Here is a 25,710-nt window from a genome sequence, read left to right as displayed (position 1 = left end):
ATCATGCTCCTTGGGCATGGGACGGGGTCTCTGCGGCCGGGCCCGAGGAGACGTGCCCCTCGGTGGCCGGTTCGGCGGCGGAGGTCCCGCCCTTGCGTGCACGCCAGGCGCCACGCAACATCTCGTGCCACCGTGGGCGCTTGCGCGGCGGGACATGATCCACACCGCCGAGCGACCACGGATTGCACCGCAGGATGCGCCAGGCGGTGAGTGCCGTTCCCTTGATCGCACCGTGCCGGTCGATGGCCGTGAAGCCGTAGTGGGAGCACGACGGGTAGTACTTGCACACCGGCCCGAGCAGCGGACTGATCGTCCACTGGTACAGCTTGATCAGCGCCAGCAGCGGGTACTTCATCGTGTGCCCCCTCCCAGCAGCCGCCCTATGGCGGCATCCAGGTCTTGGGCCAGTTGTACGTGGTCGGCGTCACCCGCTCCGGGCAGCGCTCGTACGACTACCAGGCTACCGGGGGGAAACAGGGCGACTCGATCGCGCATCAGATGGCGAAGCCTGCGCTTCACCTTGTTGCGCACAACCGAACCACCGACGGCCTTGCTCACGACGAAACCCGCACGCGTCGGGGGAGCGCTCTCCCCAGGCGCGTGCGGGTCCGTGGCACCGCTACGTAGGTGAACGACGAGGAGAGGGCGTCCGGCCCGGCGTCCTCGTCGTACCGCGGTCGCGAAGTCCTCGCGCCGCCTCAGCCGATGCTCGGTAGGCAGCACGACGTCATGACCTGATCAGGATCAGGCGGACAGGCTGGCGCGACCCTTGCTGCGGCGGTTCGCGAGAATCGCGCGGCCCGCACGGGTACGCATCCGCAGGCGGAAGCCGTGGGTCTTCGCGCGACGACGGTTGTTCGGCTGGAAGGTGCGCTTGCTCACTCGGGGGCTCCAGAAAGAAATCGGTGTTTGCGGGTGCCGTCCTGGCTGTCACCGTGCGCCCACGAGTAGCTCGTATCAACGCCCGAGTGCACCGCTGTCCGATCACCTGACGTGACCTGTGCCCATCGGAGGCAGGCGGCAGCAGCCATCGACAACTCGACCTGGTTACGGTACGCGCGGCTACGCCATCCGGTCAAACCAGCAGCCACGGGGAGACACTATCCACAGGCTGGGGACAACAACTTGAACCGCACCGGTCGCCGTGACTACCGTGCTGAACTCCGATTCGTTCCCTTTGCTTTGGCTGTTGGGCCCCGACCCGCCCACCAGCACCTCGTTCCGAGTGCCCCACCCGAGTTCCAAACCGACCTGTCCCAGAACCACACGTTCGTGGGACCTGTGAGAGAGCGTGCCCTGTGGCTGACGTACCTGCCGATCTTGCCGCAGTGTGGCCACGCGTACTGGAAAAACTTCTGGGTGAGGGCCAGGGCCAAGGCGTCGAGGTGAAGGACGAGCGCTGGATCAAGCGCTGCCAGCCGCTCGCCCTGGTCGCGGACACGGCACTTCTCGCCGTACCCAACGAGTTCGCGAAGGGCGTACTCGAGGGCCGTCTCGCGCCGATCGTCAGCGAGACGCTGAGCCGGGAGTGCGGTCGTCCGATCCGGATCGCGATCACCGTCGACAGCTCCGTCGGCGAGCAGCCGCTCCCGCCGGTCCAGCACCGCTTCGAGGAGCCCGAGCTCCCTTCCGTTCCGGCCCAGAACCGCGAGTCCTACGACAGCAGGGACTCGTACGACAGCCAGGGGCGCGAGGCGCGCGGCGGGTACGAGACGCAGAACACCTACGAGAGTCCGAGCGGGTACGACAGCCAGGGACGCGATCCTTACCAGGGGTACGGCCGCCACCGGGCCGCCGATCGTGGACCGGGACGCGGCGACCAGCCGGGCGGCAACCCCGGCGACCTGTTGCCGCCTCCGCGCTCGGACCAGCAGCCCTCCGGCCGCTCGGACCAGCTTCCGACCGCGCGTCCCGCGTATCCGTCCGAGTACCAGCGGCCCGAGCCGGGCGCCTGGCCCCGGCCGTCGCAGGACGACTACGGCTGGCAGCAGCAGAGGCTCGGCTTCCCGGAGCGGGATCCCTACGCTTCGCCCTCGTCGGACTACCGCTCGCAGTCGACGGACAGGCGTCCGTACGACCAGCGCCCCGAGTACGACTCCGGACGCCCCGACTACGACCAGCCCCGCGGCGACTACGACCGGTCCGGCGCCGACTCCGACTACCCGCGATCGGACCGGCGAGAGCTCCCCGACCCGCCGCCGGGTTCGGGACACGTGCACCGGGGTGGTCCGGCCAGCAGTGCGCCCGGCCCGCTGGCGGCGCAGCCCGCACCGGCCCCCGGCCCGGGTGAGCCGACGGCACGCCTGAACCCGAAGTACCTCTTCGACACCTTCGTCATCGGCGCCTCGAACCGCTTCGCGCACGCGGCCGCGGTGGCCGTCGCCGAGGCGCCGGCCAAGGCGTACAACCCCCTTTTCATCTATGGGGAGTCGGGCCTCGGCAAGACGCACCTGCTGCACGCGATCGGGCACTACGCGCGCAGCCTCTACCCGGGCACGCGCGTGCGGTACGTGAGTTCGGAGGAGTTCACCAACGAGTTCATCAACTCCATCCGTGACGGCAAGGGCGACAGCTTCCGCAAGCGGTACCGCGAGATGGACATCCTGCTCGTGGACGACATCCAGTTCCTGGCGGACAAGGAGTCGACGCAGGAGGAGTTCTTCCACACCTTCAACACGCTCCACAACGCGAACAAGCAGATCGTGCTCTCCAGCGACCGGCCGCCGAAGCAGCTGGTGACCCTGGAGGACCGGCTGCGGAACCGTTTCGAATGGGGTCTGATCACCGACGTCCAGCCGCCCGAGCTGGAGACGCGGATCGCGATCCTCCGCAAGAAGGCGGTGCAGGAGCAGCTCAACGCCCCGCCGGAGGTGCTGGAGTTCATCGCCTCCCGTATCTCGCGCAACATCCGCGAGCTGGAGGGCGCGCTGATCCGGGTGACGGCGTTCGCGTCGCTCAACCGGCAGCCGGTCGATCTCGGTCTGACCGAGATCGTCCTCAAGGACCTGATCCCGGGCGGCGAGAACGCGTCCCCGGAGATCACCGCCACCGCGATCATGGGCGCCACCGCCGACTACTTCGGGCTCACGGTGGAGGATCTGTGCGGCACCTCGCGCGGCCGCGCCCTCGTCACGGCCCGCCAGATCGCCATGTATCTGTGCCGTGAGCTGACCGATCTGTCGCTGCCCAAGATCGGCGCGCAGTTCGGTAACCGGGACCACACCACCGTCATGCACGCCGATCGCAAGATCCGCGCGCTCATGGCCGAGCGCCGGTCCATCTACAACCAGGTGACGGAGCTGACGAACCGCATCAAGAACGGCTGACGCCAGAGCCGGCGATACAACCGACCACTGACACGGCCGCCCCCGACACAGCCGACGACGAAACGGCTGCCGTACGGCGGTCAGAACGCCGTCGTACATCGCTGAGGGCGCCCCGGGACGAGTTCCCGAGGGCGCCCTCGGCGTTTCCGGGCGGCGTCGACCCCTCTCCTCGACGGGTGCGATCGGCTCCGGAGCGGCCAAGTCCGTCGCCGTCGCGTCATCAGGTGTTCGATTACCTGCGGCGTCACGGCCTTCCTCCACAGATTCGGGGACTTTCTGCCGTCCACACCCTGGGGACCGGGAAGTTATACAGATCGTGTCCACAGGGCGGGCCGTTGAGAGATCATCGGGCCAGGTCACCCCCCTGTGGATCGGTGGACGAAAGATCTCCACAGTCTGTGGACGAAGCGGTGATCCACAGACTGTGGACGGAGTTGTCCACCGACGACCCACAGGCTGTGGCTGGTTGTCCCCAGTGACCGTCGGCTTCTCCACATGCCTGTCCACTGTTCGGCAAGCCCACGCGCCTCCTCACCGTGTCGAGTGAAAGGCGTCACACGAAGTTGCCTGGTTGGGCTGTGGGAAAGACGGGTAAACCTGGGGACGCCGCTGGGGAGAAGTGCCCCGGGGCTGTGCACGGTGTGTGCAGAACTTTCCGTTCTCCACAGAGACCCCGGGTTGTCCACCGCCTCCGCCCACAGGCACGGTGGACAAAATTTGCCGCCTGAGCTGCGAAAACGGGGTTATCCACGGTTTCCACAGGCCCTACTACTACTCCCAACTAGAGAGAGCTGGGAATCCGTTTCGAAGAGGGTCCTGTGCACAACTCGCTCTCGGCTGCCTGACCGCGCCTCGTCACGACTTGACCCCGAGAGGCTCCGAGTGTCAGTGGTGTGCGTCAGACTGTTCCCCGGTGTCCTTCCCGTCACAGGAGCCAGCGACACCGAGACAGACGACGAAGCCAGGCAGGGCGAGAAGCGCCGGCAACAGCAGGAGGCGGCAACAGTGAAGATCCGGGTGGAACGCGACGTACTCGCGGAGGCAGTTGCCTGGGCGGCGCGCAGCCTCCCGGCCCGTCCGCCGGCGCCGGTCCTCGCCGGCCTCCTTCTGAAGGCCGAGGAAGGCCAGCTGAGTCTCTCCAGCTTCGACTACGAGGTCTCCGCGCGGGTGTCCGTGGAGGCCGAGGTCGACGAGGAGGGCACGGTGCTCGTCTCCGGCCGCCTGCTCGCCGACATCTGCCGCGCCCTCCCCAACCGCCCGGTGGAGATCTCCACAGACGGTGTACGGGCGACGGTCGTCTGCGGCTCCTCGCGGTTCACCCTCCACACACTGCCTGTGGAGGAGTACCCGTCGCTGCCGCAGATGCCGAACGCCACGGGCACCGTCCCGGGCGAGGTCTTCGCCTCAGCCGCCGCCCAGGTGGCCATCGCCGCCGGTCGTGACGACACGCTGCCCGTCCTCACCGGTGTGCGCATCGAGATCGAGGGCGACACGGTCACGCTGGCCTCCACCGACCGCTACCGCTTCGCGGTCCGCGAGTTCCTGTGGAAGCCGGAGAACCCCGAGGCGTCCGCGGTCGCCCTGGTGCCCGCCAAGACGCTCCTGGACACCGCCAAGGCCCTCACGAGCGGCGACAGCGTCATCCTGGCGCTCTCCGGCTCGGGCTCCGGGGAAGGCCTGATCGGTTTCGAGGGCGCGGGCCGTCGTACCACCACGCGGCTGCTGGAGGGCGACCTCCCGAAGTACCGCACGCTCTTCCCGACGGAGTTCAACAGCGTGGCCGTCATCGAGACCGCGCCCTTCGTCGAAGCCGTCAAGCGTGTCGCCCTGGTCGCCGAGCGGAACACCCCGGTGCGGCTGAGCTTCGAGCAGGGCGTGCTGATCCTGGAGGCCGGTTCCAGCGACGACGCACAGGCTGTGGAAAGGGTCGACGCCCAGCTGGAGGGCGACGACATCTCGATCGCCTTCAACCCGACGTTCCTGCTGGACGGCCTGAGCGCCATCGACTCCCCGGTGGCCCAGCTGTCGTTCACGACGTCCACCAAGCCCGCGCTGCTCAGCGGCAAGCCGGCCGTGGACGCCGAGGCTGACGAGGCCTACAAGTACCTGATCATGCCGGTGCGGCTCAGCGGCTGACCGGGCGGACGCCGCCGCGGAGGTCGTCCACAGTGCTGTGGGGCCCGGTGGATCACCGGGCCCTCTGCGCGAAGCCGCAGGTAGGGGTGTACTTATGAGCGGGTATGCCCACAGGTGTGCGTGAGCGTCCGGGTTTAGGCTCGTGCGTGGGTACGCAGTCCAGGTGCCCTCCTGCCACGTCGCAACCTAAGGAACAACTGATGGAGCTCGGTCTCGTCGGCCTCGGCAAGATGGGCGGCAACATGCGCGAGCGGATACGCCGCGCCGGCCACACCGTCATCGGATACGACCGGAACCCGGATCTCGCCGATGTCCACAGCCTCGAAGAGCTTGTGGGCAAGCTCAAGGGCCCGCGGGTCGTGTGGGTGATGGTCCCGGCCGGTGCCGCCACCCAGTCGACCGTCGACGAGCTGGCCGAGCTGCTGGAGCCCGGTGACGTCGTCGTGGACGGTGGGAACTCCCGCTGGACCGACGACGAGAAGCACGCCGAGGAGCTGGCGGCCAAGGGCATCGGCTTCGTCGACTGCGGGGTCTCCGGCGGCGTCTGGGGTTTGGAGAACGGCTACGCGCTGATGTACGGCGGCGACGCGGAGAACGTCGCCAAGGTACGACCGGTCTTCGACGCGCTGAAGCCCGAGGGCGACCTCGGCGCGGTGCACGCCGGCAAGGTCGGCGCCGGGCACTTCGCGAAGATGGTCCACAACGGCATCGAGTACGCGATGATGCAGGCCTATGCCGAGGGCTGGGAGCTCCTGGAGAAGGTCGACTCGGTGACGGACGTCCGCGAGGTCTTCCGTTCCTGGCAGGAGGGCACGGTCATCCGCTCCTGGCTCCTCGACCTGGCGGTGAACGCCCTCGACGAGGACGAGCACCTGGACGGTCTGAAGGGCTTCGCGCAGGACTCCGGCGAGGGCCGGTGGACCGTGGAGGCTGCCATCGACCACGCCGTGCCGCTGCCCGCGATCACGGCCTCCCTCTTCGCGCGGTTCGCGTCGCGCCAGGATGACTCTCCGCAGATGAAGATGATCGCGGCGCTGCGGAACCAGTTCGGCGGCCACGCGGTCGAGAAGAAGTAGCCCACGGCGACAAGCAACGCACGGCACAGAAGACAACGACGACCGCACTACGGTCGACGAGAAGTCGTCCACAGGGCCGCACGGTGGTCCACAATCCTGGGGGAGGTCGGCACCCGACCATGCACGTCACGCACCTGTCACTGGCCGACTTCCGCTCGTACGCCCGGGTCGAGGTCCCGCTCGACCCGGGCGTCACCGCGTTCGTCGGCCCCAACGGGCAGGGGAAGACCAACCTGGTCGAGGCGGTCGGCTATCTCGCGACCCTGGGCAGTCACCGGGTCTCGTCGGACGCGCCCCTGGTCCGCATGGGCGCCGACCGCGCGGTGATCCGGGCACAGGTGCGACAGGGCGAACGGCAGCAGCTGGTCGAGTTGGAGCTGAACCCCGGCAAGGCCAACCGCGCCCGGGTCAACAGGTCCTCGCAGGTCAGGCCACGCGACGTCCTCGGCATCGTCCGGACGGTGCTGTACGCGCCGGAGGACCTCGCACTGGTCAAGGGCGACCCCGGTGAGAGGCGGCGCTTCCTGGACGAACTGATCACCGCTCGGTCTCCGCGCATGGCGGGGGTGCGCTCCGACTACGAGCGGGTCCTCAAGCAGCGCAACACCCTGCTCAAGACGGCCGCGTTGGCCCGTCGGCACGGCGGCCGCTCCATGGACCTGTCCACCCTCGATGTCTGGGACCAGCACCTCGCGCGCGTGGGAGCGGAACTGCTCGCCCAGCGTCTCGATCTGGTCGCCGCGATCCAGCCGCTCGCCGACAAGGCGTACGAGCAGCTGGCGCCCGGCGGCGGCCCGGTCGGCCTTGAGTACAAACCCTCCTCGCCCGGCCTCGTCGGGCACGCGCGCGAGGAGCTGTACGAGCAGCTGACGGCGGCCCTCACCGAGAGCCGCAAGCAGGAGATCGAGCGGGGCGTCACACTCGTGGGACCCCATCGCGACGACGTGATCCTCAAGCTCGGTCAGCTGCCGGCCAAGGGGTACGCCTCCCACGGCGAGTCCTGGTCGTACGCCTTGGCGCTGCGGCTCGCCTCCTACGACCTGCTGCGCGCCGAGGGCAACGAACCGGTGCTGATCCTCGACGACGTCTTCGCCGAGCTGGACACCCGTCGGCGGGAGCGGCTGGCGGAGCTGGTCGCGCCGGGCGAGCAGGTCCTGGTGACCGCGGCGGTCGACGACGACGTACCAGGCGTACTGACGGGGACCCGGTATGCCGTGTCCGACGGGACGGTGGAGCGCGTATGAGCGGATCCGACGCAACTCCCGAGCCGCCCGAGCCCTCCGGCGTGGACCTCGCGCGCGTGGCGCTGCGCGCCGCGAAGGAGGCCGCACGTGCGCGTGGCGAGGCCACCCAGCAGCAGAAGCAGGCACGACGGGGCCCCGGGCTGCGCTCCGGCGCGCGTGCCGACGGCCGGGACCCGATGCCACTCGGCCCCGCCATCAACAGGCTGATCACCGAGAGGGGCTGGGAGACACCGGCCGCCGTGGGCGGCGTCATGGGGCGCTGGCCCCAGATCGTCGGCGACGACCTGGCCAGACGGTGCGTTCCCGAGCGCTACGACGAGGACGAGCGGATCCTGCACGTGCGGTGCGACTCCACCGCCTGGGCCACGAACGTCCGGCTGCTCGCCCCGCAGCTGGTCGCCCGGCTCAACGAGGACCTCGGCCACGGCACCGTGCGGCTCCTCAAGGTCCACGGCCCCGCCGGCTCGGCCCGTCGCTACGGTCCCCTGCGGGCCCCGGGAAGCACGGGTCCCGGCGATACCTACGGGTGACCGTAGTCACATTTCCAGGTGCTCCCGCACCCATGACCGGCGGTCCTCCGAGCGTCGGTGGGTGCCCGTGCGCTTCGGCGCGGACGTTCGCATGCGGATGCGAACGTCGACCTGACCCGGGAGTAGCAAAGGGTTGACACCCGGAAGCGCTGAGTGCCGCTGTGAGCCTCTTGGAGCCCCGCTCCGCATATGGGGAGTCGGGAGAGACCGGTTCAGGGCGGCACATGCGGACTCAGGTACCGGCAAACCCCCATCACTGTCGGCGCTACCGGTAGACTGGAAGCTAATCCCGCCCCATTCGTGGGGACCGCTTCGGAAACACTGTGCAACGCTGACAAAGGCTTCCACCGCAACATGCCGCAGCCGCTCCGGCAAACCCGCCAAGAGCCTGGCTTGTGCTGTGCCAGAAAGGGCGCTTCGTGGCCGATTCCGGCAACCCCAACGAGAACATCCCGTCCACCGAGGCCCTGGCCGGAACGGCCGCGGCCTCTCCCTCGGCGTACGACGCCAGTGCCATCACCGTCCTCGAAGGGCTGGACGCGGTCCGCAAGCGGCCCGGCATGTACATCGGCTCGACCGGTGAGCGCGGCCTGCACCACCTCGTGCAGGAGGTCGTGGACAACTCCGTCGACGAGGCCCTGGCAGGCCACGCGGACACCATCGACGTGACGATCCTTGCCGACGGCGGTGTCCGGGTCGTCGACAACGGCCGCGGCATCCCGGTGGGCATCGTGCCGTCCGAGGGCAAGCCGGCCGTCGAGGTCGTGCTGACCGTCCTGCACGCGGGCGGCAAGTTCGGCGGCGGCGGCTACGCGGTCTCCGGCGGTCTGCACGGCGTGGGTGTCTCCGTCGTGAACGCCCTGTCGACCAAGGTGGCCGTCGAGGTCAAGACGGACGGCTACCGCTGGACGCAGGACTACAAGCTCGGCGTCCCGACCGCTCCGCTCGCCCAGCACGAGGCCACGGAGGAGCACGGCACCTCGGTCACCTTCTGGGCCGACCCGGACATCTTCGAGACGACCCACTACTCCTTCGAGACGCTCTCGCGGCGCTTCCAGGAGATGGCGTTCCTCAACAAGGGGCTGAGGATCAACCTCACCGACGAGCGCGAGTCGGCGAAGGCCACGGCCGGGGCGGACGAGGCCGGTGAGGACGAGAAGCACGAGGTCAAGGCCGTCTCGTACCACTACGAGGGCGGCATCGTCGACTTCGTGAAGCACCTCAACTCCCGCAAGGGCGACGTGGTGCACCCCTCCGTGATCGACTTCGAGGCCGAGGACAAGGACAAGGCCCTGTCCGTCGAGGTCGCGATGCAGTGGAACAGCGGTTACAGCGAGGGTGTGTACTCCTTCGCCAACATCATCCACACGCACGAGGGCGGTACGCACGAAGAGGGCTTCCGCGCCGCGATGACCGGTCTGATCAACCGCTACGCGCGTGACAAGAAGCTGCTCCGTGAGAAGGACGACAACCTCACGGGTGACGACATCCGCGAGGGTCTCACCGCGATCATCTCGATCAAGCTGAGCGAGCCGCAGTTCGAGGGCCAGACCAAGACCAAGCTGGGCAACACGGAGGCCAAGACCTTCGTGCAGAAGGTCGTCCACGAGCACCTGACGGACTGGCTGGACCGCAACCCGGTCGAGGCCGCGGACATCATCCGCAAGTCCATCCAGGCGGCCACCGCGCGCGTGGCGGCCCGCAAGGCGCGTGACCTGACCCGCCGCAAGGGCCTGTTGGAGACGGCGTCGCTGCCGGGCAAGCTGAGCGACTGCCAGTCGAACGACCCCACCAAGTGCGAGATCTTCATCGTCGAGGGTGACTCCGCCGGCGGCTCGGCCAAGTCCGGCCGCAACCCGCAGTACCAGGCGATCCTCCCGATCCGCGGCAAGATCCTCAACGTGGAGAAGGCGCGGATCGACAAGATCCTGCAGAACCAGGAGATCCAGGCGCTGATCTCCGCCTTCGGCACGGGTGTGCACGAGGACTTCGACATCTCGAAGCTCCGCTATCACAAGATCATCCTGATGGCGGACGCCGACGTCGACGGCCAGCACATCAACACCTTGCTGCTGACCTTCTTGTTCCGCTTCATGCGGCCGCTGGTCGAGGCCGGGCACGTGTTCCTGTCGCGTCCCCCGCTGTACAAGATCAAGTGGGGCCGGGACGACTTCGAGTACGCGTACTCGGACCGTGAGCGCGACGCCCTGATCGAGCTGGGCCGGCAGAACGGCAAGCGCGTCAGGGAGGACTCGATCCAGCGCTTCAAGGGTCTCGGCGAGATGAACGCCGAGGAACTGCGCATCACGACCATGGACGTCGACCACCGGGTCCTCGGCCAGGTCACGCTGGACGACGCCGCCCAGGCCGACGAACTGTTCTCGGTCCTCATGGGCGAGGACGTCGAGGCCCGGCGGCAGTTCATCCAGCGCAACGCCAAGGACGTCCGCTTCCTCGACATCTGAGTCGGTCTCAGCTGACCGCACCAGGAAGGATCCCCACCAGCAATGGCCGACGAGAACCCCACCGTCACGCCTGACGACGCCGGCGAGACGACCGTGCGCATCGAGCCCGTCGGGCTCGAGACGGAGATGCAGCGCTCGTACCTGGACTACGCGATGTCCGTCATCGTGTCCCGCGCGCTGCCCGACGTACGCGACGGTCTCAAGCCCGTCCACCGCCGTGTCCTGTACGCCATGTACGACGGCGGCTACCGGCCCGAGAAGGGCTTCTACAAGTGCGCCCGCGTCGTCGGCGACGTCATGGGCAACTACCACCCGCACGGCGACTCCTCGATCTACGACGCACTGGTCCGCCTCGCGCAGCCGTGGTCGATGCGGATGCCGCTGGTGGACTCCAACGGCAACTTCGGCTCGCCGGGCAACGACCCGGCCGCGGCCATGCGCTACACCGAGTGCAAGATGGCGCCGCTGTCGATGGAGATGGTCCGCGACATCGACGAGGAGACCGTCGACTTCACGGACAACTACGACGGCCGCTCCCAGGAGCCGACCGTCCTGCCGGCCCGCTTCCCGAACCTGCTGATCAACGGCTCGGCGGGCATCGCGGTCGGTATGGCGACGAACATCCCGCCGCACAACCTCCGCGAGGTCGCGGCCGGCGCCCAGTGGTACCTGGAGAACCCCGAGGCCTCCCACGAGGACCTCCTGGACGCGCTGATCGAGCGCATCAAGGGCCCTGACTTCCCGACCGGCGCCCTCGTGGTCGGCCGCAAGGGCATCGAGGAGGCCTACCGCACGGGCCGCGGCTCCATCACGATGCGCGCGGTCGTCGAGGTCGAGGAGATCCAGAACCGCCAGTGCCTGGTGGTCACGGAGCTGCCGTACCAGGTCAACCCGGACAACCTCGCGCAGAAGATCGCCGACCTGGTGAAGGACGGCAAGATCGGCGGCATCGCGGACGTCCGCGACGAGACGTCGTCCCGTACCGGCCAGCGCCTGGTCATCGTCCTGAAGCGCGACGCGGTCGCCAAGGTCGTGCTGAACAACCTGTACAAGCACACCGACCTGCAGACCAACTTCGGCGCCAACATGCTGGCCCTGGTCGACGGCGTGCCCCGGACCCTCTCGCTGGACGCGTTCATCCGCCACTGGGTGACGCACCAGATCGAGGTCATCGTCCGCCGTACGAAGTTCCGGCTGCGCAAGGCCGAGGAGCGCGCGCACATCCTGCGCGGCCTGCTGAAGGCCCTGGACGCCATCGACGAGGTCATCGCGTTGATCCGGCGCAGCGACACGGTCGACATCGCGCGCACGGGCCTGATGGACCTCCTGGAGATCGACGAGATCCAGGCCAACGCCATCCTCGAGATGCAGCTGCGCCGCCTGGCCGCCCTGGAGCGCCAGAAGATCATCCAGGAGCACGACGAGCTCCAGGCCAAGATCCGCGAGTACAACGAGATCCTCGCCTCCCCCGTGCGTCAGCGCGGGATCGTCAGCGCGGAACTCGCCGCGATCGTCGAGAAGTACGGCGACGACCGCAAGACGATGCTGGTCCCCTACGACGGCGACATGTCCATCGAGGACCTCATCGCCGAGGAGGACATCGTCGTCACCGTCTCGCGCGGCGGCTACGTCAAGCGCACCAAGACGGTCGACTACCGGGCGCAGAAGCGCGGCGGCAAGGGCGTTCGCGGCACGAAGCTCAAGGAAGACGACATCGTCGACCACTTCTTCGTGTCCACGACCCACCACTGGCTGCTGTTCTTCACCAACAAGGGCCGTGTCTACCGGGCCAAGGCGTACGAGCTCCCCGACGCCGGACGTGACGCGCGTGGACAGCACGTCGCCAACCTGCTGGCCTTCCAGCCCGACGAGGCGATCGCCGAGATCCTCGCGATCCGCGACTACGAGGCCACGCCCTATCTGGTGCTCGCCACCAAGGGCGGTCTTGTGAAGAAGACGCCTCTGAAGGATTACGATTCGCCCCGTTCCGGCGGTGTCATCGCGATCAACCTCCGTGAGAAGGAGGACGGTTCCGATGACGAACTGATCGGAGCCGAACTCGTATCGGCAGAGGACGACATCCTTCTGATCAGCAAGAAGGCTCAGTCGATCCGCTTCACGGCGACGGACGAGGCGCTGCGGCCCATGGGCCGTGCCACCTCGGGTGTCAAGGGCATGAGTTTCCGCGAGGGGGACGAACTGCTCTCGATGAATGTTGTTCGACCCGGTACGTTCGTGTTCACTGCCACAGACGGCGGGTACGCGAAGCGGACCGCCGTCGACGAGTACCGCGTCCAGGGTCGCGGCGGCCTCGGCATCAAGGCCGCCAAGATCGTCGAGGACCGCGGTTCCCTCGTCGGCGCGCTGGTGGTCGAGGAGACCGACGAGATCCTCGCCATCACGCTGTCGGGCGGTGTGATTCGTACGCGAGTCAACGAGATCAGGGAAACCGGCCGTGACACCATGGGCGTCCAACTGATCAACCTGGGCAAGCGCGATGCCGTGGTCGGCATCGCTCGCAACGCCGAGGCGGGGCGGGAGGCGGAGGAGGTCGACGGCGACGATGCCGTCGACGACACCGTCGAGGCTGCCCCATCGACCGGTACGGACGAGGGTGAGGCGCCCTCGTCCGAGTAGCACGAGGAGTGAGTCAGCGTGAGCGGAGCCACGGGCGCCGGATCGTCCGGTACTTCGACCGGGTCGGAGGCGGACGGCGGCGGCCGTGGCTCCGCCGCGCGTGCGATGGACACGCACACGACCCAGCTGAAGGCCATCAAGCCGGACGCGACCGACGCGGCCGCGCCCGCGCCGGAGAAGCCGGGATCGCAGGGGGCGACCGCGGCGGACACCCGTGGTCCGCAGGCCCAGAAGCCCGCGTCCGGAAGCCCGGCCGCGGCTCAGGCCGGGCCGGGCCGTCAGGGCGGTCCGTCGGCCGCCGCGGCACAGCCGCAGGCCCAGGCGCAGGCCGCCGGCTCCGCGCTGCCGGGTGAGCGGCACTCGCAGCAGCAGGCGGGCCCGTACCACCCGCCGCAGGCCTATGCGCCGGCTCCGGAGGCGTCCTCCCGCAAGCCTCGTACGGGGGCACGCACGACGCCGCGCACGCGCAAGGCGCGGCTGCGGGTGTCCAAGGCCGACCCGTGGTCCGTGATGAAGGTCAGTTTCCTGCTCTCCATCGCCCTGGGCATCTGCACGGTCGTCGCGGCGGCGGTGCTGTGGATGGTCATGAACGCGATGGGCGTCTTCTCGACGGTCGGCGCCACCATCTCGGAGGCGACCGGCTCGAACGAGTCCAACGGATTCGACCTGCAGGCGTTCCTGTCGCTGCCCAACGTACTGATCTTCACCACCGTCATCGCGGTCATCGATGTCGTGCTCGCCACCGCCCTGGCCACCCTCGGAGCCTTCATCTACAACCTCTCCGCCGGCTTCGTGGGCGGCGTCGAGCTGACGCTCGCCGAGGACGAGTAGGCGCGGCTCACCGCGTCGCGGTCGCCCTGCGGGTATCGATTTTGGGACTGCCCACGTCGTGCGCTAATCTTCAGGAGTCAGCGCGCGGGACACACCGCAGAGCGCGGCGGGGCTATAGCTCAGTTGGTTAGAGCGCATCCCTGATAAGGATGAGGCCACAGGTTCAAATCCTGTTAGCCCCACCAGACAGAAGACCCTCAACCGGTTACGGTTGGGGGTCTTTGCTGTCGTGGGTGACACATGGGATGCCGCGGACCTCGACGATGGGCGGCAGGACGGCTTCCATCCTCGGCACCCTCCTCTCCTGATCCGCCAACACGCCAACACAGAGTCGTAGCGGACGACTTGCTCCGACGCGCTCTCTTGCCACCTCCACCGGCCGCCCCGGCGTATCCCGTGGGCTGCGCGCGAACGCGCTGCCGCATGGAAAGACCCTCAGCCGAGTCCGGCTGAGGGTCTTCGCTGTTCAGGGTCTTGCCGCGGGCGTCGTACGCAAGATCGCCGCTGGGTCTGTCCTGGCCTGCCGCAGATCAGTGCAGGAGAGGTGCGCCTGGATGCTCGGGCTCACGCACAGGTGCCTCCGGGGCCGCTGCCTGGCCCGTGACGTCCGTCGCGGTGTCCGTGGCCGTGTGCAGGGCCGTGCGGCGACGGCAGGAGGGGGAGGAGCCGTGGGCCTCGGCGCGGATGCGCTGTTTCATCGTGGGGGCAGGGCGCGGTCGTGGGGCCGGGCCGGGAGGGACATCGCCGGGGTCGCAGCGGTGGCCGCGCAGTTGCGGGTGGTCTCGGTCTGCGGTACCGCCGCCGAGGCGGTGGTCGTGACGAGTCCGAGCGCCGTGCACAGCGCGAGGAAGGCGGTGACGATGGCGGTCCACAGCTTCATGACCTTGTTCTGGGCCATGGCCCCTCACTTTCGGGTTGGGCGATTTGCGTACTTTCCTCATGATGTGTATGTGGGCTTCGAAATCACGGACCGACGTTCATGGCGCGTCGATCTTCGGATGAACACCACTCGGATGGGTGCAGGGAGACCCGAGGGGTTGCAGGGAGGTCTGAAAAGTTGCAGGAAGTCGAGGTCCGTGGGATCCGCCAAGGTGTGCGAGATGTGATGGACCTGTGTGATGAACCTGCGATCGGAGCAGTGGCGTCCGGTTCTACTGCGGTCTTCCCTGCGGGAGTTGAGGGGCCGACGCAGGTCACCGATCGGTATCGGTCGGTGTGTATAGTCGGGCGCCAGAGGTCCCCTACGTCAAGGAAAGACGAGGTCGCGCGGTGAAGAAGCTTCTCCTGGTCGCACTGGCCGCCATCGGCGGGCTCCTCGTGTACCGCCAGATCCAGGCGGATCGCGCCGAGCAGGATCTGTGGACGGAGGCGACTGACTCCGTGCCCACGGGTTCGTGACGTCGACATCAGTCTCAGAGCAGACCCCGGCCGCCCTGGCGGCCGGGGTTTTGTGTTGCTCGGCCGCACCCCTCCCGGCTTCTGGGGCATGTGCGGAAATTCCGCCGGCCTCGAATTCGCACTAGCGAACGATATGATTGCAATGGCAAGGTGGCGGTCCGGTTAGGGGCCGTTTTCAGCCGCTCGTCCCCAGGAACACCGGCATCGGCCCGCATGGCCGGGCAGGATGGGCGCGTTCGGGGCCGCGACCACAGGGCTGGGGCCTCGCATCACGGTCTACGACGAGGGGTGGCGCTTGATGGGGCGGCGCACGGTCTGGTGGAGAGCCGGGGCGGCCGTGGGAGCGGTCCTGTGCGTGACGACGGCGCAGCCCGGGCCCGCCGTGGCGGCCGACGGGCCTGCCCCGTACTCCTACGCCGAGGACGCGAGGGCGGTCGAGGGCGCCCCGAGCAGCACGGGAGCCGTGCGGCTGGCGGCCGGCAAGACCTACCGGAGCTCCATCGGGCCGGGCGGCAAGCTGTACTACCGTCTCGATCTCGGCGCCGCCACCAACGCGTACGTTTCGGCCACGGCCGTGCCCGAGGCGGGTTCGGCGGTCGGCTCCGCGGACGGGGTCAGGGTGTCCGTGCAGGACGCCGACGCACATCGCTGCTCCTACGAGACCGCCCGCTTCGGACCGACCCGCAGCGCGCACCCCGTCACCGCCTGGGCCTCGCGGGAGGTCGGCACCGACGAGTACATGTGCCAGGGGGCCGGGGTGTACTACGTCGTCGTCGAACGCGTCGGCTCGGCTGTCGGAGCCGGTTCGGGGACGAGCGCGGGCGCTGACTCCGGCTCGGCGACCGGCTCATCTTCCGGTTCGGCTTCCGGCTCCGTGACGGGTTCCCCCTCGGAGGGTGCGTCTGAGGAGTGGGGGCTGGAGCTCCGCTTCGTTTCGGAGCCCGCCGTGACGAAGGGCGGTTCGACGAGCGCTCCCCAGAGCTGGAACTCCGCCTCCCCCGATGCTGTCTCCGGTGACCCCGAGCCCCGTCGCGGCGGGAGCGGCTTCGCCGCGGCGAGCCCCGTGGCACAGGGCGTCTGGCAGGACGAGGTCGGCATCAGAGCCGGGGAGACCCTCTTCTACAAGGTGCCCGTCAGCTGGGGGCAGCAACTCCAGGCCACCGCCGAACTGGGCAGCACGACCGAGGGCGACGGCTACGTCGGGAACGCGTTCGTGATGTCGCTCTACAACCCCGTACGCGGCCTGGTGGACGACAGGACGGCCAACTACGGGGGTGTCCAGCGCTCGGTCTCCCTGGACCCGCTCCCGCCCGTCGCGTACGAGAACCGTTTCTCTCCCGACGACGAGGTGGGCGGGATGCGGTTCGCCGGCTGGTACTACCTGGCACTGCACCTCGGGACGTCGGTCGCCGACCGGTTCGGCGACGAGCCGGTGGGCTTGACGCTACGGGTGCGGCTGGAGGGAGAGGCCGGGGCCGGGCCGGGATATCTGGGAGACTCCGAGCCGCGCGGCGTCTTCGAGGTCACCGAGGGGATCGGGAGGCCGCCGAGAACGGCATCACGGGGACACGCTGGAGGGGCTCCCGGGACGGCGGTGACGGAGGGGGCCCGGGAGATTCCGACGAGGGGAAGGGCTCCGGGAACTCCCTGGTCAGTGGAGACCGGCGACTGGCCATGACCCTCGTCGCGGCGGGCGGCCTCGGCACGGGCAGTCTGCTGGTTCTCGGGCTTCTGGCGTGGACACTCGTGGCCCGCAGGAGGGCGTCTGCTGCCATCGAGTCCGAACGCCCGAAGGGCGTGGGCGCGGCAGCACGTGGGCGGCACGGGGCGTCCCGGGGGTAGCTCGGGGATCAGAGTTGTCCCAGTGCCCAGAACCCCACCGCGAAGCAGGCCAGGGCGAGCAGCAGGACCGGGACGACCACCTTGACCGGCGGGCCCGGACGGCGTCGCGGAAGCGCCCTCGATCGACGTGGAACCTCCGGGGGCCGAGCGGTGTATGAACCAGTAGAGGCGTACGCGTGCTGCACCGCCGCGGCGGGTTCTGAGAGGCCCAACTGCGGGTGCGACTGGGGAGGGCACATGCGCGGGTTCGGGGTGCTGCGCTGGGGCTGTTCGGAGGGGCGTCCCGGCCGGGGACTGGCCTGCTGCTCGGGGGCTGCTGTGGGTGGCCCAGGCCGGGGCATGCTGGTCGATCTGTCGCGAGGCCGCGTGGGCGGTGAGCACCTGGGGCGGGGGCAGGTGGAAGCTGCCGGTGTCCGACATCGTGGAGGGCTGCGGTGCGGGGGCGCGTTCGGGGCGCGGTGGTACGTCGGAGGGGTGCCCCGGGCGATATGTGACCGGGGTGGGGCGACTGCGCCGGAGACGCCGAAGACGAGGCCCCGGAATCCTGGGACCAGTGGCTGGTTCCGGTTCTCGTGCCGGCGCTCGCACCCGTGCCTGGGTCGGTGCCCGCGCCACCAGCACCAGCTTCGGTACCAGTACCGAAGCCCGAGCCCTGCCAGAGCTGGAGGGGGTCGGTCGGGGCGGTGGTGGGCATGGGGGCGGAGATATGGAGCCTGTGGCCGTGTACGGGGCTGAGGGCGCTGCCTGGGAACGGCGCCGGTAGCGCCGGGCCCGCCCCGGCTGGGACGGCGGCCCCATGGGCGGCGGTCCGTAGGCCGGCGGATGGTGAGGGTGGTGGGGTCGTGTCCGTGACGGGAGTCGGGGAGGACGTGCCGCTGGTGTCGACACCGGTGCCCGTTTTATCCAGTCCCGATGCCCTGTGCAGGGGACCCTCGGGAGCGAACCCGGTGGGAAGCGGGCCGAGTTGGTCGAAGACCTCCACCAACTCGTCGTCGGGCCCCGGCTCGGGCAGCAGCTCGACGGCCGCGGCGAGGGCCTTGCGGGCGCCTGTGGCGGTGCGGAAGCGGGAGTTGGGGTCCGGCTGGAGCAGCGTGGCGATGACCTGCCACAGTGGCTCGGGGATACCGCGCGGTGCCTTCGGAGTGCCATGGGCGGCGAAGTGCTCGATGAGGGCCTTCGAGTCAGGCTTCGCGCCCTCCAGGAGGTACAGGGCGACGAGACCCACAGCGAAGAGATCGGCGGGGAAGTCCGGATCCGCGCCCAGCATCTGCTCGGGAGCGAAGTAACCCGGCGTTCCCACCACGTAGTTGGTCTCGGTGAGGCGGGGCTCGCCCAGACGCATGGCGATGCCGAAGTCGGACAGGCGCAGGCGGGGGCGGGCCGTGCCCGTGGCCTCCAGGAGCACATTGGCGGGCTTGATGTCGCGGTGGATGACGCCCTCGGCGTGCACGGCGGCGAGGCCGGACAGGAGTTGATCGAGCAAGCCGCAGACATAGGTCGGCGGGAGAGGACCGTAGTCGTTGACGAGGTTGACCAGGGACCCTCCGGCCACCAGATCCATGGTGAACAGGACCTTGTCGTCGTCGGCGGCCCAGCTGGCGGGGGCGAGCACATGCGGGTGGTCGATCCGTACGGCCTGCTCACGGACGAAGCGCAGCAATGCGTGCGCGTCACGCTGTTGCAGGACCTTGGCGGCCACATAACGGCGGCGGCGGTGGTCCCAGGTGCGCCAGACCGCGCCGACTCCCCCGCGCCCGATCGGGTCGACCAGTTCGTACCGGCCGGCGAAGACCTCACCCATGGCTGTGCGTCGTTCCCCCTTCGGCTCCCCTCGTGGTTGCCCGTCGGCGGAGGGCACGGCGCTCGCGCCGCCCTCTGCGGAGCCGGCTCGCACGTGCCCGGCTTCCCTCGGAGCTGGTACCCGCTTCTGTCTCCCTGCCGCTCTGTCCTGTTCCTGATTCCGGTTCCTGCGCGGAGCCTACGTCCACGACGCCGCCGCTCACGAGGGGCCTACAGACCCCTTCCCCCTTCCAGGCTCCCCTCTTCGGCCTCGGCCCGGTCGCCGAACCCCCTTTCGGGGACCGGGCCTTGAGCTCAGTTCTGGTGGGACTGGTAGTGCGCCACCGCGTCCGAGGTGCGGCCCGCGCCGTACACCCGGAGGAACTCTGCCAGCTCAGGGTGGGTCGGGGCGAGGGTGTCCGCCGCCTCGATGATGTCGCCCGCGGCCGCGACAGAGCGCAGCAGCGACTGGATCTCGCGGACGACCCGCTTGACCGTGGGCGCCCCCGAACTCGTCGTCGACTGCGTGGTGTTGCTGAGCACCGAGCCCCCCTGTGACTTCTTGATCTCATCCATGCGCTCGGTCGCCTCGGCGGCGCTCACGCTGCCGTCCGCGACCTGACCCGCCAGGTCCTGCAGCAACTGCACCCGCTGGACCACCGCCGGGTTGCCGATCTTGGCACGCTGACCGCTCATCAGCTGCGACAGCATCGGTGCGGACAGGCCCAGCACCCCCGCGAGCCGGGCCTGGTTGAGACCCAGGTCCTCGATGAGCCTACGGAAGAGCGCCCCCAACGGCTCTCCGTACCAGTTCCGCTGCAGCTCCCGGGCTCTTGCGGTCGCTTCCTGCTGTGCGGCGTCCATTGCGTCTCCCCATCGCTTCCCCAAATACCGTGGTTCGCTGTAGCGAACCACGACGAGCATCTTACGGAGAGTGGTCGTTCACGGGGACCCCCAATCTTTTTGCGAGATCCCGGGGGTGACCCGGTACTCTGGTCTGCGCAGCCTCCCGGTGGCCCTTGCCTCCGGGTGGACGCTTCCCTTCCGGGGCCTTAGCTCAGTTGGTAGAGCGCTGTCTTTGCATGGCAGATGTCAGGGGTTCGACTCCCCTAGGCTCCACAGCGGATTGACCGGGCCGGATGTCCTACGACATCCGGCCCGGTCTTTTTCCTGCCTCGGGAAGCATGGTCGTCACCGGCGCCCTGGGCGGCGGTCATCGCGATCGCTATCTGTGCACTCCGTGGAAAGAAGCCTGCTGGAACGGGGCAACGGATGCTGGCGCGTGTCGATGTGCGCAAATGCGAAACCAGTGTTCTGGGTCACGCGAGGGCTGGTGGAATGTGTGCGTCACCCTTCGCAACCGGATCGATACATTCCGGTTATGGGGGTGGCAGGGGGCTCGTAGGGTGGTGCTGTTTCACGTGAAACAGCCCTGTGGGGCAGAAGACCTTCAAGTCTTCTGCCCCACAGGGCTGTTGAAAGATGTCCCGCCGAACGCACCCTCGGGCAGGGCTGAGCCGGAAAGGAGCACGTCCTCCGACGCCGACCGTAGAGAAAGCGGCCTCGGCTGCCGATGCTCAGTCGGTTCTCAGTGGCGGTTGTCCCGGTCGGCCGCCTCGTCCTCAGCCTGCTTGGCCTCGACCTCGGGGTCGAGAACGGACTGACCACTGCCGTCCACAGCGGACAGGCGACCGGAGTCGGAGACCTCGGTGGCGGCAGGGGGCTCGACGAGCCAGTCGGGGTTGGCCTGTTTGTCCCACCACTTCCAGGCGGCGAAGGCGCCGCCCGCCAGGACACCCAGGACGGCCAGGCCCTTGGCGGCACGGCCGAGCCTGGCCCTGCGCTGCTGCCTGCGGACCAGCCGCTGGATCTGCTGGGGTGAGACCTGTCCCCGCAATGCGGCCAGCGCCGCGACGCTGCGGGCGGTGGCCTCCTCGCGGACGGGGCCGGCGGCGGCCACGGCCTGCTCGATACGGGGACGGGAGTAGTCGGCGGCCTGACGGGCCGCCTTGCGGGTGCGTGCAGCGGCTTCGTGGGCCGCGTGGTCGACCTTCGGCGGCACATGCGTGCGAGCCTGCTCCAAGCGCGGGACGACATGGGCGCCGTACTGGACGCGTGCCTGTTCCGCGGCCTGCGACACCTTCGGCGCGAGTCGTACACGTGCCTCTTGCGCGTAGTGCGAGGCCTTGTCCTTGGCCGTGTCGGCGTAGGGCGCCACCACTTCCGCGGCGTGCAGCACGCTGTCCTTCGCCGAGCCGGTCGCGGCGCGCACGCTGTCGATGCGGGTCACGGGATCCTCCTCCTCGGTGGCGTACGTAATTCGACTTTCCACCCTTTTGGGGATCATGCCTCTCGGAGCGCTCCGGGGCATGTGTGGGCGGGCATCCGGGTCATGGCCTCGACCCCGGCCGGTCATCGACAGGAGCCGCTCATGAATCCGGTCACGTGCAATAGAGGATGAATGCGGGACAACGGGAACTTGTCCACGACAGGGCCGACAATGCCACGGATCGCCGCGAAGCGCGCCGGTACCGGTGGTACTCGGCCGGTTTTCCGTACGCCCGCCGTACGAGAGCGAGGGCGTCGGGGGACGCACGGCGTCGTCCGTGCGAGGATCGGGGGAGTCACAGAGGACAACGGAAGGCAGATCGTGGCAGAGCAGCTGTACGCCACCCTGAAGACCAACCATGGCGACATCGAGGTGCGGCTGCTGCCGAACCACGCGCCCAAGACGGTCCGTAACTTCGTCGAGCTCGCCCAGGGCGAGCGTGAGTGGACCAACCCGGCCACCGGCCAGAAGTCCACGGACAAGCTCTACGACGGCACGGTCTTCCACCGGGTGATCAGTGGATTCATGATCCAGGGCGGTGACCCGCTGGGCAACGGCACCGGTGGTCCCGGCTACCAGTTCGCGGACGAGTTCCACCCGGACCTCGCCTTCGACAAGCCCTACCTGCTGGCCATGGCCAACGCCGGCCCGGGCACCAACGGCTCGCAGTTCTTCATCACCGTCTCCCCGACGGCGTGGCTGACCCGCAAGCACACCATCTTCGGTGAGGTCGTCGACGCGGGCAGCCAGAAGGTCGTGGACGCCATCGCCGGCGCCCAGACCAACCCGCGCACCGACCGTCCGGTCAACGACGTCGTCATCGAGTCGGTCGTCGTCGAGACCCGCCAGGGCTGAGCCCTCGGGCCTGTCGCCCGGAACGCGCATCACGGGTTCACCGCACGGACCGGACCCCGAAAGGTTCACAAGGTCTCGAAGGGAACCAATCGCCCCGCTCATCCGTAAGGATGGGCGGGGCGATGCGTTCCACCCAGGAGACGGAGGAACCCGATGGAACAGGTGCCGAGCGGCTCGCAGGACGCGCGGAGCCTGCCCACCTGCTACCGGCATCCGGACCGGGAGACAGGAATCCGCTGCACCCGCTGCGAGCGGCCCATCTGCCCCGAGTGCATGGTGAGCGCCTCCGTCGGCTTCCAGTGCCCCGAATGCGTCCGCGACGGCTCCGGCACGGGCCACGCCCCCTCCGCCTCCGCCCCGCGCACCCTCGCGGGCGGCTCGGTCACCGCCGACCCCAGGCTCGTCACCAAGATCCTGATCGGTGCGAATCTGCTGTTCTTCCTGGTGCTGGAGGCCGTCGGCGACTCCTTCACCGAACGGTTCGCCCTCGTCGGGCGGGCCTGGGGCTCCGATTTCGGCTCGGTCCAAGGCGTCGCCGAGGGGCAGTGGTACCGGCTGGTCACGTCGATGTTCCTGCACAGCGGTGTCATGCACATCGCCTTCAACATGCTCAGCCTGTGGTGGATCGGCGGCCCGCTGGAAGCCGCCCTCGGCCGAGCCCGCTATCTGACGCTCTACTTCGCCTCGGGCCTCGCGGGCAGCGCGCTCACCTACCTGCTCGCCGCACCGAACCAACCGACAGTCGGCGCGTCCGGCGCGATCTTCGGCCTCTTCGGCGCGACAGCCGTCCTCATGCGTCGGCTGAAGTACGACATGCGCCCGGTCATCATCCTGCTGGTCATCAACCTGGTCATCACGTTCGGCTGGTCCGGCATCGCCTGGCAGGCCCATGTCGGCGGTCTCGTCGGCGGTGTGCTGATCGGCTATGCGATGGTGCACGCTCCGCGCGAACGACGAGCGCTGGTCCAGTACGGCGTGTGCGCGCTGGTACTGGCCGCCGTGGTCATCGTGACCCTGCTGAGGACGGCCCAGCTGACCTGAGGTGATGGCGGATCGTCACCGTCCGGGTGCTGGTCCGGGCACCGTTACAGCACTGTTGTCCACAGACGGTGGCGGATCTTGTGCATAGGGTGCGGGAACAGGTGTGCCCCCTGTCGCTCACCTGTGTTTTCGCAGGTCAGGCAGGGGGCGAACATGCTTGCGGGTGCCGGTAGGTCAGTCGTACCGGCGTCAACGCCCAGTGAGTTATCCACAGATCGTCGTTCTTTTTCCCCACTGTGGAAAACACCTGTGGATAACTCCGTGGATTGCTCTGGGGAGAACTAGCTCCACCGAGCGGAGACCACTACTTCCACTGGGTGGAGACACCGAATCCGGCGGCGATGAAGCCGAAGCCGACCACGATGTTCCAGTTGCCGAGCGAGTCGATCGGCAGCGAGCCGTCCGTCACATAGAAGACGACGATCCAGGCCAGCCCGATGAGGAACATGGCCAGCATGACCGGGGCCACCCAGCCGCGGCTGTTCAGCTTGATGTTCGTGGCCTGCTTGGACGGCGGCGGCGTGTAGTCGGCCTTCTTGCGGATACGTGACTTCGGCACGAGGGTCTCTCCTGTCGATGCGCTGCGTGGCCGCGCAGGGAACTGTGGCGGGCTCCGGGGCAGCGTACAAGGGGACACTGAATGCTCCCCCGGGCGTCCGTTAGCGTAGTGCTTCCGCGGCGCCTAAGGAGATAAGGGTACGTTGAGCAATTCAGCCGACTCCCCCGAGGCGGGTAACGGCACCACCTCCCGAGGCGGTTTCCGGCCCGTGCGCGTGCTCACCGTCGGGGTCTTCGCCCTCGCCGGGCTGATCTTCTTCACCAGCTTCGACACGGCCAAGGGCACCAACATCCGTACGGACGCCTCTCTGCTGAAGCTCTCCGACCTGATCCAGGAGCGCAGCCACAAGAACGGGCAGCTCGACGAGTCCAACGCGGTCCTCCGGGACGACGTGGAGGCCCTGGCCGAGCGGGACGACGGCAGCACGAAGGCCGAGGACGCCCGGCTCAGGGCACTGGAGAAGAACGCCGGCACCCAGAAGCTCAGGGGGCAGGCCCTCACGGTCACCCTCAACGACGCTCCGCCGGACGCCACCGCCAGACTCCCCGGATATCCCGAGCCGCAGCCCGACTACCTGGTCATCCACCAACAGGACCTGCAGGCCGTGGTGAACGCCCTGTGGCTTGGCGGCGCCGAGGGCATCAAGGTCATGGACCAGCGGCTGATCTCCACCAGCGCCGTCCGCTGCGTCGGCAACACCCTGATCCTCCAGGGCCGCGTCTACTCGCCCCCGTACAAGATCCAGGCGGTCGGTGATCCCGAGAAGCTGCAGAAGGCGCTCACCGCCAGCAAGGCGATCCAGAACTACATGGTCTACGTGAACGTCTACGGGCTGGGCTGGAAAGTCACCGAGGACGGGCCGGTGACTCTTCCCGGCTACTCGGGCACAGTGGATCTGAAGTACGCGAAGCCCGTGGAGTGACGGCAGCCGGGGGACCCGTGTCGGTGCGCGTGATCGTGAGGACCGCCAGCGAGCTCTGCATCACCGTCGGCACCCTGATCGTGCTCTTCGTCGTCTACGTGCTGTTCTGGACCGGCGTGAAGGCCGACACCGAGATGGACCACCAGGTCGACCTGCTCCAGGACCGGTGGGCGAAACAGCCGACGAGGCCGACGCCCGGCCCGGGCTCCTCTTCGGCGCCGGAGCCGCCCGCCGCGTACGAGAGCGGCGAGCCCTTCGCACTCATGTACATCCCGCGTCTTGGTTCCACATGGAACAAGCCCGTCCTGGAGGGCACGAAGACGGACACTCTCAAGAAAGGACTCGGCCACTACGCGAACACCGCGCAGCTGGGACAGAAGGGGAACTTCGCGGTCGCCGGCCACCGGCGTACCTACGGCGATCCCTTCAAAGATTTTCCCAAGCTGCGTCCCGGCGACGAGGTCGTCCTGTCCGACGGCGCGGACTGGTTCACGTACGTCATCGACAAGGGGCCCTACCGGACATTGCCCACGGACGTCCAGGTCATCGACCTCGTGCCGACGAAATCGGGCTACACGCGCGCGGGGCGCTATCTGACGCTGACGACGTGCGACCCGGAGTGGGGACACAGCCATCGGCTCATCGTCTGGGGCCATCTGGATTCCACACAGCCTGTCGAGTCAGGGAAACCGGAGGCACTACGCCGTTAGTCTGGTGGCGGTACGGCGTGATTCCGGTGC

The 25,710-nt window shown here is 68.5% G+C and carries 19 protein-coding genes, 2 tRNA genes and 3 pseudogenes; 16 read left to right on the top strand and 8 right to left on the bottom strand.

The window, feature by feature from the left end; genetic code table 11:
• Position 1 precedes the first annotated feature (1 nt).
• From yidD to rpmH, 3 genes are read right to left on the bottom strand one after another with little or no spacing between them, the layout of a single operon-like run.
• Entirely contained in the window at positions 2–355 is a 354-nt protein-coding gene (gene yidD, locus E4N62_RS17890) for a membrane protein insertion efficiency factor YidD (protein WP_184906350.1), read from the bottom strand.
• Positions 352–723 carry a ribonuclease P protein component gene (gene rnpA, locus E4N62_RS17885; RefSeq protein WP_230215533.1) on the bottom strand — a complete coding sequence of 124 codons (372 nt, stop codon included), beginning with the start codon at positions 721–723 and terminating at the stop codon, positions 352–354. The genes yidD and rnpA overlap by 4 nt, the downstream gene beginning before the upstream one ends.
• A gap of 21 nt (positions 724–744) precedes the next feature.
• Positions 745–882 carry a 50S ribosomal protein L34 gene (gene rpmH / locus E4N62_RS17880; protein ID WP_005482975.1) on the bottom strand — a complete coding sequence of 46 codons (138 nt, stop codon included), beginning with the start codon at positions 880–882 and terminating at the stop codon, positions 745–747.
• 416 nt (positions 883–1,298) lie between these two features.
• Between rpmH and dnaA the strand changes: the two genes are divergently transcribed.
• The 9 genes from dnaA to E4N62_RS17835 all read left to right on the top strand — a co-directional run bounded on the left by dnaA (position 1,299) and on the right by E4N62_RS17835 (position 14,430).
• Positions 1,299–3,326, top strand: coding sequence for a chromosomal replication initiator protein DnaA (gene dnaA, locus E4N62_RS17875; protein WP_308185171.1), 2,028 nt, complete (start codon positions 1,299–1,301; stop codon positions 3,324–3,326).
• Between the two features lie 1,005 nt (positions 3,327–4,331).
• Positions 4,332–5,462 (top strand): DNA polymerase III subunit beta, encoded by a 1,131-nt coding sequence (gene dnaN, locus E4N62_RS17870; protein ID WP_037689673.1) that lies wholly within the window; start codon positions 4,332–4,334, stop codon positions 5,460–5,462.
• Between the two features lie 200 nt (positions 5,463–5,662).
• Complete coding sequence (gnd, locus tag E4N62_RS17865) at positions 5,663–6,538, top strand: phosphogluconate dehydrogenase (NAD(+)-dependent, decarboxylating) (protein WP_230215531.1); 876 nt, start codon at positions 5,663–5,665, stop codon at positions 6,536–6,538.
• Between the two features lie 119 nt (positions 6,539–6,657).
• The gene (gene recF, locus E4N62_RS17860) at positions 6,658–7,782 is read left to right on the top strand and encodes a DNA replication/repair protein RecF (protein ID WP_230215529.1); all 1,125 of its coding nucleotides are present in this window, start codon (positions 6,658–6,660) and stop codon (positions 7,780–7,782) included.
• Entirely contained in the window at positions 7,779–8,312 is a 534-nt protein-coding gene (locus E4N62_RS17855; RefSeq protein ID WP_230215527.1) for a DUF721 domain-containing protein, read from the top strand. The genes recF and E4N62_RS17855 overlap by 4 nt, the downstream gene beginning before the upstream one ends.
• A gap of 395 nt (positions 8,313–8,707) precedes the next feature.
• Positions 8,708–10,777, top strand: a complete 2,070-nt coding sequence (gene gyrB / locus E4N62_RS17850) for a DNA topoisomerase (ATP-hydrolyzing) subunit B (RefSeq protein WP_308185168.1) — start codon at positions 8,708–8,710, stop codon at positions 10,775–10,777.
• Between the two features lie 42 nt (positions 10,778–10,819).
• Complete coding sequence (gyrA, locus tag E4N62_RS17845) at positions 10,820–13,414, top strand: DNA gyrase subunit A (RefSeq protein WP_230215525.1); 2,595 nt, start codon at positions 10,820–10,822, stop codon at positions 13,412–13,414.
• An 18-nt stretch (positions 13,415–13,432) separates the two neighbouring features.
• The gene (locus E4N62_RS17840) at positions 13,433–14,245 is read left to right on the top strand and encodes a DUF3566 domain-containing protein (protein ID WP_230215523.1); all 813 of its coding nucleotides are present in this window, start codon (positions 13,433–13,435) and stop codon (positions 14,243–14,245) included.
• Between the two features lie 108 nt (positions 14,246–14,353).
• Positions 14,354–14,430: transfer RNA gene (locus E4N62_RS17835), tRNA-Ile, on the top strand.
• A 345-nt stretch (positions 14,431–14,775) separates the two neighbouring features.
• Here E4N62_RS17835 and E4N62_RS17830 read toward each other — a convergent pair.
• A pseudogene (locus E4N62_RS17830) lies at positions 14,776–15,143 on the bottom strand (DUF6344 domain-containing protein).
• Between the two features lie 371 nt (positions 15,144–15,514).
• On the opposite strand from E4N62_RS17830, the gene E4N62_RS17825 reads away from it, so the two are divergent.
• Together E4N62_RS17825 and E4N62_RS17820 are read left to right on the top strand one after the other, a co-directional pair.
• On the top strand, positions 15,515–15,643 hold the full coding sequence (locus E4N62_RS17825; RefSeq protein ID WP_003999697.1) for a DLW-39 family protein: 129 nt from the start codon (positions 15,515–15,517) through the stop codon (positions 15,641–15,643).
• A 298-nt stretch (positions 15,644–15,941) separates the two neighbouring features.
• Positions 15,942–17,485: pseudogene (locus tag E4N62_RS17820) on the top strand (hypothetical protein).
• A 1,117-nt stretch (positions 17,486–18,602) separates the two neighbouring features.
• Here the strand turns inward: E4N62_RS17820 and E4N62_RS49470 are convergent.
• Both E4N62_RS49470 and E4N62_RS17810 read right to left on the bottom strand, forming a co-directional pair.
• A pseudogene (locus E4N62_RS49470) lies at positions 18,603–19,286 on the bottom strand (serine/threonine-protein kinase); the annotation flags it as partial.
• Positions 19,287–19,579: 293 nt separating this feature from the next.
• Positions 19,580–20,128 (bottom strand): transcriptional regulator, encoded by a 549-nt coding sequence (locus tag E4N62_RS17810; RefSeq protein ID WP_033530590.1) that lies wholly within the window; start codon positions 20,126–20,128, stop codon positions 19,580–19,582.
• Between the two features lie 182 nt (positions 20,129–20,310).
• On the opposite strand from E4N62_RS17810, the gene E4N62_RS17805 reads away from it, so the two are divergent.
• A tRNA-Ala gene (locus E4N62_RS17805) sits at positions 20,311–20,383 on the top strand.
• A 469-nt stretch (positions 20,384–20,852) separates the two neighbouring features.
• On the opposite strand, the gene E4N62_RS17800 is transcribed toward E4N62_RS17805, so the two are convergent.
• A complete protein-coding gene (locus tag E4N62_RS17800) occupies positions 20,853–21,554 on the bottom strand; it encodes a DUF5324 family protein (RefSeq protein ID WP_230215519.1) in 702 nt (233 codons plus the stop codon).
• Between the two features lie 360 nt (positions 21,555–21,914).
• On the opposite strand from E4N62_RS17800, the gene E4N62_RS17795 reads away from it, so the two are divergent.
• Complete coding sequence (locus tag E4N62_RS17795) at positions 21,915–22,448, top strand: peptidylprolyl isomerase (RefSeq protein ID WP_230215517.1); 534 nt, start codon at positions 21,915–21,917, stop codon at positions 22,446–22,448.
• Between the two features lie 153 nt (positions 22,449–22,601).
• Complete coding sequence (locus tag E4N62_RS17790) at positions 22,602–23,489, top strand: rhomboid family intramembrane serine protease (protein ID WP_230215515.1); 888 nt, start codon at positions 22,602–22,604, stop codon at positions 23,487–23,489.
• A gap of 304 nt (positions 23,490–23,793) precedes the next feature.
• Here E4N62_RS17790 and crgA read toward each other — a convergent pair whose 3' ends face one another.
• Positions 23,794–24,048, bottom strand: coding sequence for a cell division protein CrgA (gene crgA, locus E4N62_RS17785; protein ID WP_045558527.1), 255 nt, complete (start codon positions 24,046–24,048; stop codon positions 23,794–23,796).
• 142 nt (positions 24,049–24,190) lie between these two features.
• On the opposite strand from crgA, the gene E4N62_RS17780 reads away from it, so the two are divergent.
• Together E4N62_RS17780 and E4N62_RS17775 are read left to right on the top strand one after the other, a co-directional pair.
• Complete coding sequence (locus E4N62_RS17780) at positions 24,191–24,970, top strand: DUF881 domain-containing protein (protein ID WP_230215513.1); 780 nt, start codon at positions 24,191–24,193, stop codon at positions 24,968–24,970.
• 17 nt (positions 24,971–24,987) lie between these two features.
• On the top strand, positions 24,988–25,680 hold the full coding sequence (locus E4N62_RS17775; protein ID WP_230215512.1) for a class E sortase: 693 nt from the start codon (positions 24,988–24,990) through the stop codon (positions 25,678–25,680).
• Positions 25,681–25,710: the final 30 nt, after the last annotated feature.

The organism is Streptomyces sp. MNU76, assembly GCF_020982545.1.
Taxonomy (GTDB): Bacteria; Actinomycetota; Actinomycetes; order Streptomycetales; family Streptomycetaceae; genus Streptomyces.
This window is presented reverse-complemented; position numbering and strand designations above follow the sequence as displayed.

What these genes read in the sequence shown, in the direction of transcription:
- yidD (WP_184906350.1), bottom strand. Translation starts at nt 355, where the DNA reads ATGAAGTACCCGCTGCTGGCGCTGATCAAGCTGTACCAGTGGACGATC.
- gnd (WP_230215531.1), top strand. Translation starts at nt 5,663, where the DNA reads ATGGAGCTCGGTCTCGTCGGCCTCGGCAAGATGGGCGGCAACATGCGC.
- recF (WP_230215529.1), top strand. Translation starts at nt 6,658, where the DNA reads ATGCACGTCACGCACCTGTCACTGGCCGACTTCCGCTCGTACGCCCGG.
- E4N62_RS17855 (WP_230215527.1), top strand. Translation starts at nt 7,779, where the DNA reads ATGAGCGGATCCGACGCAACTCCCGAGCCGCCCGAGCCCTCCGGCGTG.
- gyrA (WP_230215525.1), top strand. Translation starts at nt 10,820, where the DNA reads ATGGCCGACGAGAACCCCACCGTCACGCCTGACGACGCCGGCGAGACG.
- E4N62_RS17810 (WP_033530590.1), bottom strand. Translation starts at nt 20,128, where the DNA reads ATGGACGCCGCACAGCAGGAAGCGACCGCAAGAGCCCGGGAGCTGCAG.
- E4N62_RS17790 (WP_230215515.1), top strand. Translation starts at nt 22,602, where the DNA reads ATGGAACAGGTGCCGAGCGGCTCGCAGGACGCGCGGAGCCTGCCCACC.